The 13,935-nt window shown below is 33.3% G+C and carries 9 protein-coding genes; 5 read left to right on the top strand and 4 right to left on the bottom strand.

Features of this window, described 5'->3' with window-relative positions; genetic code table 11:
* Positions 1 to 10: 10 nt before the first annotated feature.
* The 4 genes from cobT to ACZ49Z_RS12250 all read right to left on the bottom strand — a co-directional run bounded on the left by cobT (position 11) and on the right by ACZ49Z_RS12250 (position 3,419).
* Entirely contained in the window at positions 11 to 1,687 is a 1,677-nt protein-coding gene (gene cobT / locus ACZ49Z_RS12265; RefSeq protein ID WP_464304608.1) for a nicotinate-nucleotide--dimethylbenzimidazole phosphoribosyltransferase, read from the bottom strand.
* Positions 1,688 to 2,335 (bottom strand): Dph6-related ATP pyrophosphatase, encoded by a 648-nt coding sequence (locus ACZ49Z_RS12260; RefSeq protein ID WP_464304607.1) that lies wholly within the window; start codon positions 2,333 to 2,335, stop codon positions 1,688 to 1,690. It abuts the gene before it with no gap.
* Between the two features lie 5 nt (positions 2,336 to 2,340).
* On the bottom strand, positions 2,341 to 2,847 hold the full coding sequence (locus ACZ49Z_RS12255; RefSeq protein ID WP_464304606.1) for a bifunctional adenosylcobinamide kinase/adenosylcobinamide-phosphate guanylyltransferase: 507 nt from the start codon (positions 2,845 to 2,847) through the stop codon (positions 2,341 to 2,343).
* 206 nt (positions 2,848 to 3,053) lie between these two features.
* Positions 3,054 to 3,419: a DUF5522 domain-containing protein gene (locus ACZ49Z_RS12250; RefSeq protein WP_464304605.1), complete on the bottom strand. Its 366-nt coding sequence runs from the start codon at positions 3,417 to 3,419 to the stop codon at positions 3,054 to 3,056.
* A gap of 394 nt (positions 3,420 to 3,813) precedes the next feature.
* On the opposite strand from ACZ49Z_RS12250, the gene ACZ49Z_RS12245 reads away from it, so the two are divergent.
* From ACZ49Z_RS12245 to ACZ49Z_RS12225, 5 genes are all read left to right on the top strand, one after another.
* Positions 3,814 to 4,950, top strand: a complete 1,137-nt coding sequence (locus tag ACZ49Z_RS12245) for an ABC transporter substrate-binding protein (protein WP_464304604.1) — start codon at positions 3,814 to 3,816, stop codon at positions 4,948 to 4,950.
* Between the two features lies 1 nt (position 4,951).
* Positions 4,952 to 5,974, top strand: coding sequence for an iron chelate uptake ABC transporter family permease subunit (locus ACZ49Z_RS12240; protein WP_464304603.1), 1,023 nt, complete (start codon positions 4,952 to 4,954; stop codon positions 5,972 to 5,974).
* A gap of 143 nt (positions 5,975 to 6,117) precedes the next feature.
* Positions 6,118 to 6,561 carry a hypothetical protein gene (locus tag ACZ49Z_RS12235; RefSeq protein ID WP_464304602.1) on the top strand — a complete coding sequence of 148 codons (444 nt, stop codon included), beginning with the start codon at positions 6,118 to 6,120 and terminating at the stop codon, positions 6,559 to 6,561.
* A gap of 530 nt (positions 6,562 to 7,091) precedes the next feature.
* Positions 7,092 to 11,297 (top strand): CARDB domain-containing protein, encoded by a 4,206-nt coding sequence (locus ACZ49Z_RS12230; protein ID WP_464304601.1) that lies wholly within the window; start codon positions 7,092 to 7,094, stop codon positions 11,295 to 11,297.
* Positions 11,298 to 12,235: 938 nt separating this feature from the next.
* Entirely contained in the window at positions 12,236 to 13,657 is a 1,422-nt protein-coding gene (locus ACZ49Z_RS12225) for a hypothetical protein (protein WP_464304600.1), read from the top strand.
* Positions 13,658 to 13,935: the final 278 nt, after the last annotated feature.

The following is a 13,935-nucleotide window of genomic DNA, read 5'->3' as shown; positions in this document are numbered from 1 at the left end:
TAATTTTATGTTATTTACTACTCACTCCAGCGCTTTCAAAACTAGCCATTTCATTTAAAAAAATTATTGCCGATTGAATAACTGGAAATGCAACCGCACAACCACTGCCCTCTCCTAGCCGCATGTTTAGATGCAAAACAGGTTTTACTTCTAAATAATTCAATAAAGCTTTATGTGCTTTTTCTTCAGAACAATGACAAAATATGGCATTTGCTTTTATTGCTGGATTCTTCTTGTAAGCTATTAAAAATGCCACGCTCGAAATAAAACCATCTACTAAAATGAGCATATTGTTTTGATAAGCTTGCAACATTCCTCCTGCCATTTGCAAAATTTCAAATCCTCCGAAATAAGCAACAAGTTCTTCAAAATCATTTGAACCTGTGTAATTTTGAATCGCTTTTGAAAGGATTTTTATTTTGTTTTCCAATTTTTCATTAGCAACACCTGTTCCTTTTCCTACACATTCTTCAATAGTAAAAGGAGTTAAAACCGATAGTAAAACCGAAGCTGTTGATGTATTCCCAATCCCCATTTCACCAAAACCAATACAATTAGAACCATTTTGATAAATTTCATTTACAATAGCCGCTCCGTTTGTAAAACACAACTCCATTTCGGTGTGACTCATAGCTGCTGTTTGTAAAAAAGATTGCGTGCCTTTGGCTACTTTTTTGTTAATCAGATTTGTATTCGTTGGAAAATCATAATTCACTCCAGCATCCACAATAGCTAAAGCAATGTTGTTTTGTTTGCAAAATACGTTAATGGCTGCACCACCTTCTAGAAAGTTAGTCACCATTTGTCTAGTTACTTCTTGTGGATAGGCACTTACTCCATGATTGGCAATACCATGATCGGCAGCGAAGACAACAATATGTGGGGTTCTAATTTCCGGTGTTTCCGTTTTAAAAACCAATCCTATTTGTAAGGCCAATTTTTCTAAAAGTCCTAAAGCTCCTTCAGGTTTGGTTTTTTGGTCAATTTTATGGTGTAATTGCTTCGTTAAATCTTCAGATGAATTATTTTTACTAGTTGCTAAAGGTGTCTTTTTAGTATCAACTTCGCTCATTTCTTCTACCTTAATCACATTGGCCTCAGCCATCTTCTCTTTCCATTGCAATTGTTGCAACATGGGTTGGTTGCCGTAATCAGTTGCTGGTTTTCCAATACAAAAATAACCTAAAGGTTCAATGTATTCTGGAATATTTAGGATGGTTTTAAAATCATAGTAATTTAGAATTGAAACCCAACCCATAGAATAGCCTTGTTCGGTTAAAGACAACCAAATATTTTGAGCTGCACAAACTGCACTGAACTTTATAGCTTCGTTACTACCCACAGTTCCAATAGTAAATGAATCTAAAACAGAGCGATCATAGGCAATCACCATTCCGATGGGTGCTTCTTCAATCGCTTCTAATTTTAATTTCAAATAGGATTCTTTTTGCGCTTCATCATCGGTTGCATTCGCCGCTTTTTCATGATAAGCCAAAAATAATTCCTTTATTTTCTTTTTAATAGTATCCGATTCTATAATATAATAACGGGTAGCATCGGTTAAACCCACAGAAGGAGCATCGTGTCCTGCTGCTATGGCTTTTTCAAGCACTTCATCTGGCACTTTATCAGTAGTAAAATGACGCGTATCTCTTCTTGAGGCTATTATTTCGTATAAATCTTTCATTTAATTTTCCTCCCAAACTACAAAACAGTAATTCTCATAGGTTTTCACTTCAAAATTAGGCAATTGTATTCGGTTTTGAAACAACGGACAATTTAGCACTAAAGTGTGAAATTCTCCATTTTCTCCACATGGATCGATTCCTTTTTGCTCTAGTTCAAATGCCAGTTCTTTGGTTAATAACTTTCCTAAATAACTTTCGCCCATTTCTAAATTACAAGAAACAATCATTGTTTCTATACCTTGCTCTAGCATTTGATTTACTAAATCGATTCTGTTTTGTTGCCACAAAGGTAAAAAAGCTTTTAGATTTGCAGCTTTGCATACTTTTTCTTCCCATTCTCGATGTGGTTCTAAATCAATATCTCCAAAAACTACTCCTTCTATTTGATGTTCTTCTTTAATTTTATGCAACGTTGCAATATAATTTTCTTCATATTGCGACCAAGAGGCAGGAACAGCTACTAAAGTAACTCCCATTTGAGCCGCTTGTTGTTCTAAAATAGCCAACGGAATACCATGCGAACGTGATACTTTTCCGTTTTCATTCATCATGTTTAACAGTACTGTTGGTTGGAATCCTTCTGCTACACTTTTCATTAAAGCAAAACAACTGTCTTTGCCTCCACTCCATGAACTTAAAACTTTCATTTTATTTATTTTATTGGCACAGGAATTCCCGAAACCATTAGTACTACTTTATCGGCTTTTTTAGCTAAATATTGGTTCATCCAACCTTGTAATTCGGTGAATTTTCTACCAACGTGTGTTGCCGCATGAACACCCATTCCAATTTCGTTAGTGATAATTATAATGGTAACATCTTCTTGTTGCAAAACTAATTCGATTTCTTTTTTGGCTTGTTCTAAACACAATTCTACATCGTTTTTAGTATCTACGAAAAAGTTGGTTAACCAAAGTGTTACGCAATCTATCATCGCTACTTTTCCAGAGAAATCAATTTCGCTAAGGTGTTTCTCTTTTTCGATATTAACCCAGTTTTCGTCTCTGTCACTTTGGTGTCTATCAATTCTTTTTTGAAAATCACCATCCCAGTTTCTAGCCGTTGCAACATACATTGGTTTTTTTGATAATGACATTGCCAAGTCTTGTCCGTAACCGCTTTTCCCTGAACGTTCTCCTCCTGTTATTAAATAAAGCATTGAATTAATTGTTAATGATTGATTTGTGATTTTGATAATTTAGGTTGTTTTAAAACATTTTATTCAGCTATTGGTCATTTTGATACTATTATAATGTTTATCGCTACTTATAAAAATACGTTGCTGATTTGGTTTTTCTTTATCATCATTATTTATAATTAAACACGAAGAACCATCAACACAATTCTATAATTAATAATTAACCACTAATTATACGGACAATGTCTACACTTATTCCCGCAACAGCTTCCTCTTTTTAAATGAAACCATTTGGTAAATACATAATTTCCGTTTTCTAAATAGTAATCGATATCTTCCACGAGCTGTGTCGTTTTAGGCAAATCCTTAGCTATATTGCTACAACTATTTTCTGGTGTAATGGTATTCACATAATCGTCTATTTTTTTAATCGTTGCATGTTTCAAACATTTGGGACACAAACAATCTGTTATGTTATCCAAATTAAAAATAGGTGGCAAATCATTACACCAACAACGAACCGTTTCTGATGGATTACCGCAACCAAAAGTATTTTGACAAATGCTACATGTTTTTTCTCTAACCGAATTCATTGCGTAAAGATACTATTTTAAGCTTTTAAGGAAAACTTAGTTTGTGGTATTTTAATTCTTATTTGACAAAGTTAAGATTTGACACTAATCTGCTTTAATCTGTGAAATCTACGTGAAATTAAAAAAATAAAACACGCAAATTTAGCAGACAAACGCTGATTCTATATTCATAAAACTTCTTATGCACAAACTACTTCACTTCAAGTGTTCCGAAAGCTATCGGAACGTATAACATAGTTTTTGATTTAAATTTACAAGTATTCGATACATTTTTTATAAAATTACTGTTCGCTTTTTCTAAAAACACTCGAACCGACGCTGAACATCAAAATCATATTTATAAAAACACCTACTTATATTTTTTCTTACATTTGCCGAAACAGAATTTCAAGAGATGCAATCTACTTTCAAAATACTATTCTTAGCTAGTTTCCTTTTTATTAGCTGTAAGAAAAAAACCGAAGTTACTCCTACAAAAATTAGTACCGCAGAAAACAGTATCAAACATGCTACTGGTTTGGATATTTTTAAATATGAAGATTACTCCATTGTAAAAGTAAAAACACCTTGGCCAGACGCAACAGCTGGATATACCTATGTATTAAAAAAAGCAACCGCAAAACTGCCCGATAGTTTACAAAAATATACTGCTATTACTGTACCCCTAAAAAACTTGGTAGTCACCTCAACCACCATTATTCCTTTTTTAGAAATGCTCGATAGCGAAACTAAACTGATTGGTTTTCCGCATACCAATTATATTTCGTCTCCAAAAACTAGAGCTTTAATAAATAAAGGACAACTTAGAGATGTAGGACAAAATGAAAACTTGAACATTGAATTATTGTTTGATATGCAACCCGAAGCAATAGTTACTTTTGGTGTGGACAACACCAACAAAATGGTGGACAAATTAGTTGCTAATGGATTAAATGTGTTGTTTCAAGCCGATTGGATGGAGCAATCTCCTTTAGGAAAAGCAGAATGGATTAAATTTTATGGAGCGTTATTAGGAAAGGAAAAAGAAGCGAATAGCATTTACAACCAAATTGAAAACGATTACAATGAAACCTTAACTTTGGTAAAAGAGGTTACTCCAAAACAAACAGTTATGTATGGTTCCCTTTACAAAGACCAATGGTTTGTAGCACGTGGTAACAGCTGGATAGCCCAATTTTTAAAAGATGCTAAAACCAATTATTTGTGGAACGACATTCCGGGAACAGGAAGTCAGCCCTTGTCTTTTGAAAGTGTTTTTGACAAAGCACAGCATGCCGATATTTGGATTACGAATGGAGCAATTGAATCGCTTGCACAACTCACAAAAGAGAATCATCATTATAAAAAATTCGATGCCTACCAATCCAAACAAGTTTATACTCTTGAAAGTCAAAAAGGTGCAACAGGTGGTACTATTTATTATGAACTAGCTCCAAGTAGGCCTGATTTAGTTTTGAAAGATTTTATAAAAATATTCCATCCTGAGGTTTTACCCAATTATACCTTTACCTTTGCGAAAAAGTTAGACTAGCGTGACGAAGAAGTTTTCCATATTACTGATACTCCTATTGCTTATACTAGCCTTTCTGACTATTGTAAACATTAGCTTAGGCTCAATTAATATTCCTTTCAAAGAAGTTGTTAATTGTTTAACAGGCAATGAAGTGTCTAAAAGTTCGTGGGAATATATCATTCTCAATTTTAGGTTACCCAAAGCAATCACCGCTATTTTAGTAGGCATAGCATTGTCTATTAGTGGTTTATTGATGCAAACCCTATTTCGAAATCCGTTGGCTGGTCCTTATGTATTAGGGTTGAGTTCGGGAGCAAGCTTGGGTGTTGCTGTTGTACTATTAGGTTCTAGTGTGTTACCAACAGCCTTAGCCGCTATATTTTTATCTTCATACGGATTAGTGGTAGCTTCTGGTTTGGGAAGTGCAATGGTTTTAATTGCAGTACTGTTTGTTTCCCAACGTTTAAAAGACACTATGTCGATCTTGATTGTGGGTTTAATGTTTGGAAGTATTACCAATGCTGTAGTTTCTATTTTATCCTATTTTACCACTGCCGAACAATTACAGAAATACACCTTCTGGACGTTAGGGAGTTTGGGCAATTTAAGTTGGAGCGATGTTACTTTGCTTTCCATCATTACTTTTATAGGTATTGCCCTTAGTTTTTTAGTCATTAAACCTCTAGATGCCTTATTATTGGGTGAAAAATATGCCAATAGTTTAGGTGTTAATTTTAAAAGAACACGCTATATTATACTTTTCGCAACCAGTATTTTAGCAGGAAGCATCACTGCTTTTGTAGGCCCTATTGCTTTTATTGGTTTGGCTGTGCCTCACATAGCTAAGTTAGTTTTCCAAACGAGTAATCATTTTGTGTTGTTTTGGAGTACGTCTTTGCTTGGTGCTATTATTTTATTGTTTTGTGATATTGTAGCGCAATTTCCTGGTAACGACATTACGTTGCCTATTAACGCCATTACCTCTATTATTGGTGCTCCTATTGTGGTGTGGTTGTTGGTACGAAAGAGAAGAATTTCTTAATTGTTGATGCTGGATTGTTAATGATTGATTATTAATGAAAACCCATAAAACTTTCTTCTAAAAAAACAGTTACTCATTCACTAGCAAAAGTTTAGATTTGTTAAAAACATAACACTCAATCATACAGGAAGTATTCCCTAACTATGAGAAACATCAAATTTATAGCTGTATTCATTTTAATACTAACTACTTTTTGGCTAAGTGCGCAAACAGTAGTTGCTAACAAAATGATTCGAATTGAATTTCAAACTCTCGAAAAAAATTCAAACGACATTCTTATTGGCTCCGTGATAGAAGTTCTGTCTAATGGAGAAAGAATAGGAATTATTCATGGTGATTTTAATGGCTTATGCGTATTAAATGTTTGTTCTAAAAAAATAATCGATGATAAAATTACGATTAATGTATATGGTCTAAAATGCATTTTTTTTACCAATGAATACATTATTAATTCCGATTCAAAAATTGACGTTTATTTAGAATATGGAGAAAGTAAATATCAAACTCTTAACGATAGACGTTTAATTTTGCATGAATTAAAAGTACCTATTTGTAGTATTAATATGCAAAGTCTTAACGAAAAATAAAACAACTAGCTAGTGCCGCAACAATTCCCATCCGCTGGAGGGGTGTCCGAAGGACGGGGTGGTTATAATTCCTCTCCTACTGTTCAAATGTTTTTATGAAGAACAACAAAGCAAAAATGTATCGAGAACTCGTCTATTAATACAAAACCCCATCCAAACCGTCTGTTCGAGTGCTGTTTATAAAATGCGACTAGCGATTTCATGAAAAATGTATCGAGAACTTTTTGTAAAAAATACTTTCTTATTTGTTCTTCTTGGATATTTCAAAGTTGTAAAACATTCTTTGAAAAATTATTTTTATAATTGCGTGCAGTTTGTGGTCATTTTTTTAATGTAAACCGACTACTATTTATCCTACTAAGATGAGTCTTTCCAGTGGTTACTTAAAGTTTTTAAATGTGAATTCCCTGACTTAAAAATCGAATAAAATTCAATAAAAAAATATATCTGAGATATTTGTATGTAATATTTTACAAACAAATTAATTATAATTAAATTTGCAATCTGATAAACTGTCTATTTAAATTACAATGAAAAAAATCTTACTCCTTTTATTCTTTATTAGTTTTACCTCCCATTCCCAAGAAACACTACCTTATGTAAATAATTTCAATGATGTTAATACGTTGACAGGTTGGAATCATTATGCGATTTCTGGAACTGATGATTGGGAACATGGTTTAGCTTCATTAGAAAGCAATCCTAATAATCTAGCTTGGGAGACTAAACTTCGGGGTACACCAACAACTAGCTCTGTTAGGGTTCTGGAATCACCTTCATTTGATTTAACCAATGCAGCGCTTCCTTATGTACTTTCGTTTAAACATACAAGCAATATAAATTCTTCTAGTTTTTATTTAGATTACTCTATTGATAATGGAGTAACCTGGCAATTATTCAATCCAGCCACAACTTTAAAAAAAGATTGGCAATCAAGTGTCGGTTTTTACCGTTCTTCATCCGGTTATAGTACTATTTCGGCAATTAACCTTTCTTCTTTACAAGGTAATGCAAATGTAAAATTTAGATTTCGTTTTGTAACCAATTCTTACACCAATGGCTTCGGTTGGGTTATTGATGATTTTTCAATTACTCCAGAATATTATAATATTTCGGCTACTCAAGGTACTAACATTGAGATTTCACCGCTTTGTGCAGAAATTAAAGTTGTTAGTGCACTCAATTTTAGTAATCAGTATGCGGCCTATTTTAATGTAACTACAAAATACTATTTATCTACCGATACTGTTTTAGATGCAGGAGATACCTATTTGGATGAAAAAACTTCAGATATAGCGGAAACTGTTTCGAGTTGGGAAAAGATTATTCCAATATCATCTTCTTTAACTCCAGGACAATATTATATTTTATATGTGCACGATTTTAATAATACAGTTAATGAGAATAATGAATTTGATAATGTGTCGTATGCATCGTTACTAGTAAAACCAATTTATAGCCTTCCCTTTTCTGATGATTTTGAATCGAATCAACAAAACTGGAAAGCTGCACAGCATCCAGCAAGTACAACCCCTATGGTTTGGGGGCTTGGAGAAGGACTTAGACATCATATAGAGGGAACACATTCTGGTAATTATGCATGGCATACAAGTGGGACAACTAATGAAAATATACCAGAGAGCACTATGCAATGGGTGGAGTCACCTTTTTTTAATTTAAGTTCCTTAACAGATCAATTGTATTTAAGTTTTTGGTTTAAAGACAATTATGATAGTACGGTTGGGTATTATGGTAATTTCTACAAAGTGCAATATATTTCAGGATGCGGAGATTATTGGCAAGATTTTTACACTATTCCAGAAAACACTTCAGACGAGTGGGAATTTGTAAATATTCCAATACCAGCCACAATGGCTTCCTTAGAAAACATCCGATTCCGAATAACATTCCAAACCAACTATTTAAAACCAGAAGGAATTATTTTTGATGATTTATATATTGGCCCTGCAAAAGCTGATTTAACAATAGAAAGAATTGATTTTAATAATAGATTTACTTCTTCTCAGCTAGCTTCAGGTGAAATAAAATATTATCTTACTAATAGTGGAAAAGTAAATACGGGTGTTTCTTCCACCTCTTTTTATTGGTCTACCGATCAGAATCTGGATGCTTCCGATGTCTTATTAGGACAGCAGACCTATACAGAAGTGACAGCAGAAACAGGGCAGTGGGAACAATTTACATTTACTAAGCCCACACAACAAGCAGGCGAATATTATATCATATATAGTTTAGATGCGGGTAATCAGGTTGAAGAGATTTTTGAGACTAATAATATTGGTTTTATTAAAATAGAACAAACACCAACTCAAGGTTTTCCGTATTTCAATGATTTTGAGACACAAGCTCAGCATTGGGTTCATGATAAAAGTTTAGGAAATGATGATTGGGCACTTAGTACTCCTAATGGACAACATTTAAATGCTGCCTTTTCTGGTACTAAGGCATGGGTTACTAACGCAAATGGCATTCTTTCTAGCTTAAGTAGAATGCACCTTTATACACCGGTTTTCGATTTATCACAAAGTGTTAATCCAGTGTTAGAGTTCGATATGGATACTCATGCAAGAAACTACAGAACAGGGGAAATTAACTTAAGTTACTCTACAGATAATGGTACTACCTGGCAAGTTCTTACTCCAATAAACGAATCGTATACTAAATGGTCGAAAGCTATGAACTATAATGAAAATACTGGTTTAGATGTAGAAAATATGGCATTTGGTACTGAGCTTATGTTTAGCCGTTTCGAAAATGTTCTAAGTACACAAGAAGATTATAATTCTAGAGATGTTGACAGGAATACCCATTATGCTATAAACATTCCTCAACTAAAGGACTATGAAAATATCAGGTTTCGATTTAATGTTACTAAGTTTGATAATTCAGATGACGATTATGCATATTATTCTAGTGAAGGTTTTCTGTTGGATAATTTTTCAATTTCCGAATCCACAATTGATTTAACTGTTCCTTACAGTAAAGACATGTATGTGAGCTCATTATCTGAAAAAATTAATTTTTCTATCGATATTAAGAATAATGGCAATTATATAAGTAATGCAACATATATAAAGTTTTATTTGTCCTCAGATGCTACCTTAGATGCTGGTGACTACTTATTGGGAACTGCTCCAGTTCCAAAAATTCGTCCTGAATTTAAACATCACAAGAGTTTGGAATATGCAGTTCCTTCAAATTTCAGCTCTTATTCTTATTTGCTTTATGTAGTAGATGGGGATAATCTTAATGCAGAATCAATAGAAACAAATAATACAGGTGCTTGGGATTTAAAACTAAATGGAGTAACTGTTTTTCCTTATCAGGAGAATTTTGAAGGAGCAGTTATAAATGGCTGGCATGGCTATTCTTATAATGGTCTATCGCCAAATGTTCTAGATAATTACAGAGCAGTTACAAGAATTCCTCAAGCTGTTCAAGAAAATTTATATACACGCATTTATGATGGTGTTTTAAGAACGGAGAATGTTGCTTACGGACCATGGCAGAGTTCTTTGACACCAATGTATTATATTCAGAGTCCTGTGTTTGATTTTACAGGTCAGACGCAACCATTGTTTATGGCTTTTGATTATATGTGTATTGGAAAATCTTTTACCAGTGGTGGGAATATGGAATATTCTTTAGATGGAGGTACTACATGGATTCTGATTACAATGGATAGTGGTCCATGTATAAACTGGTACCAAAATTATCAGACACTTTCTGATTTGAATAATGAGCCTGGTTGGTTCGATTTGTCGGGTAAAATTATGACTGCGAAGATGAATATCTCTTTTCTTCAAAATCAATCAAATGTTGTTTTCCGATTCAAGTATTTTAATAATGCTGCTGGTTCATCAAATTCAAGTAGAGGTTTTAGATTGGATAATTTTGTTATTGGAGATGAAACAGCTGTTAATGGATTTAGTTGCCTAGAAGAAATTCCTTATGTGTTTGCTTTTAATACATTTGAAGAATCTTGTTGGGAAATAACAAATAATAACCTTACGATTTTAACCGAAAAATCTGCAAGTATGAATTGGGAGATTGTAGATAATTTTGCAAATACACCAAACAATACATCTGCTAAAATAGATATAATTGGTTCAGGTAATACTAATGGAGTCTGGATGATTTCACCTAAATATCAAATGATTCCGAATAACGAATTAAAATTTAAAATCGCACTTACAGAAATGGGGAATACCAATGCAGCAACTATGGATGCAGATGATAGAGTTGTCCTTTATTTTTCAATTAACAATGGGTTAAATTGGTCTATTTTGGAAGAATGGAATAGTCAAACACCGATTTCAAACACGGGTGAAATAGTTAATTTTAATTATTTACCAGAATCTGGACATGTTCGTTTTGCTTTTTGGGCAACGAACGGTACTGTGAATGACAATTCACCAACGACTTTTTATGTTGATGATTTTGAACTCTATAATAATACTTTAGGTGTAGATGATTTTAATCAAATAGATCTAAACTATTATCCAAATCCAGTTGTTGATGTTTTAAACATTAACTCTATGACAGGAATTTTGACTAAAATTGAAGTTTTTAATGTTTCCGGACAATTATTGATGACTGAACTTCCAAATACTGCTAATTTTGGTATGAATATGGTAGGTTTGAGTGCGGGTATTTACTTTATAACTGTTCAATCTGAAGAAGGTGTTAAGCGATTTAAAGTTTTGAAGAAATAATTAGAGTCATTTACTACAATAAAGGAGGTTGTCCTAAAAGTAAAAAATCAACATATTTTTGTCAATCCGACGGTAGGAGGAATCTCATAATCAGTGATCTGTGATTTCTCCTACCGTCGAAATGACAAGATTACTAACTTTTTGGACAGCCTCCTTTATTTGTTTTTTGCTATAAATAGTTTTGGTAGCATCGTATTTGTATTATAACACTAATTAGTATCGTCATTAATTCAACACATTTAAAGTAACTAATAATTGGTTTAGTAATATAGTGTAAAGAAGTTCCTCAAACCTCAAAACCGTCAATGCTGTTTATAAAATGTGACTAGCAATTTTATAAACAGTGTATCGAGAACTCGTGTACTGAAAAACAAAACTTCTCGATACTTTTTCAATTCCATTGCATTACATTGAAAAAACTCGAAGTGACGTAGCTACTGTAAACTAAACAACGAACTAGCACGCCAACAATTCCCCTCCTCTGGAGGACGGGGTGGTTAAAATTAGAGCGTTTTACAGAAAATACGAATAGCATTCTCTTTCAAACGTTCGAAAAATCACAAATTGGAAGCAAAACTGCCAATCACTACCTAACGCTCTCAATTTCAAAATATTTACAACTAAAATTAATATCTATTTTTTTAAAAAAACAGGTAAAACTACCTGTACAAATCTATAAAATTATGCTTAGCTTTGTTAAATAACCTTTTTTCAAACAAACACCTACACAACTTAAAACATTGACAATTAGACTCGTAAAATCTATTTTCTCAAAAAGTCGTGTAGCATATTAAAAACAAACAAGACATTATAAAACAAACTAATTTGCAAAAATACACTCACATAAAAACAAGTTTCAATTGTATATCCATTCACATCCTAATACATTTATACACAAACAAATTCCTAAAACATTTAATTAATTAAAACCAAAAAACATGAAAAAATTTAAAAACCTAACGGGACTGTTACTTGTTGTTTTACTCTCCTTTCAATCTTGTAAAGACCCTAAGAAAGAAGAAGTAAAAGAGGAAACAGCAGCAACCTATGTAAAAGAAGACAAAACCTGCTTAGCTCCAGCTAGTTGGTTCACCATTGACCCTGCAACAGGAAAAAGAAATACACCACCTCCAAGAGAAGATAAAACTAGTGTTTTTGGAGACAATACAACCGTTAGCAACTGTGATTTTCATCAATGGTCTTGGCAAAAATTCCTTTGGTTAACGAATGATGTTTCTGGTCAACCTCTATTTTTAGAAGAATTATTCCAAGTTACTTCTCAAACTGTTCGCATTCCAACGACAGACAAAAAAATTGTTTTGACCGCATCTGACAAAAAACAAGCAACGGGTGACATTCTAAATACCAATAAAATGTTTAGTTCTAATCTTACGAGTTACCCTGTGTATTATTCTATACATGTGAACGACACACTATATAACAACATTTGGAAGTATGCTAAAATGAACAAAGCCGATTATGCTAAGGCTACTTTCCCAGTGGGTTCATTAGAATTAAAAATTGCATGGGTAAGTGTCGATGCCATTCCAGATACTAGTGGTTATTTTGTTACAGATGCTGTAGTAGAGGGGAAAAATACAAAAATTGCACTATTAGGAATGCACGTTGTGGGCATAGTATATAACCATCCCGAATTTGTTTGGGCTACTTTCGAACATCATGACCTTGCTCCTTATTATGATTGGAAAGCAACTACAACTTCCGATGTTCCTGTTACTTCAGAAACTAACAAGCTTTTATTCAATAAAAATGTAACAGCCACACTAGCAAACATTACAAGCAATGCTCCTAATGCAGATAGTACGAGCGTTTTCGCAGTAAATCAATATGGAGTACCTCGTCAGCCTGGTAACACTTTCCTTTCAACTAGCCAAGAAGAACCTGTAAATTATGACAATATTGCAGCAATCAATGCTTCTGTAAAAGAACAATTAAAAGATATTTGGGCGAATTATTTTTACAATGGTTCTATTTGGATTGATACCGAAGGTTACAGTTACCCAACCGAACAAGCCGAATTATTAGTTTCATTGGGCGGTTCTTTAAGCAACCCTGCTCCTGGTAAATTACCAAGAGGTTCTGTAGCAGCCTATAATATTACTATGGAAACCTATGAGCAACTTGGCTTTTCTCCAACAAGTATTCACGGTCAAAATGTTGAAGGAATGGGCAACTGCTTCTCTTGTCACTCAGCAAGTAGAGGTTCGTCTTTAAATATTAGTCATATCTTCAATGGTGCAGTTGACTTTGAAAGCAAACTTAGCGTTACACAAACAAAACAGAAACATTTAGACGAAATGAAGCTGTTCATCAAAAACATGAAAGCGTCTAAAAAATAATATCCAAGTGAAGTGTGTTTTTTTTTAGCAACAACACAGCAACATCTCTAAAACATTTGCAATAGATGTTGCTGTTGCTTAAAAAATTAAAAAAGGCTTTGATTGGTACACTTCATGATTCTTTCATGAAACCCACCACACAAACACCACATTCACAAGCTGAGAAACCTCTGTTTGTAAAGACAGAAAAGAAAAACACTTCTAAATAACCAACCCAATACTATACTCTAAAAAAGCAACTTTTCAAACAAGTTGCTTTTTTTTATTATAATACAATT

The organism is Flavobacterium sp. KY-23415, from assembly GCF_055384985.1.
This window is presented reverse-complemented; position numbering and strand designations above follow the sequence as displayed.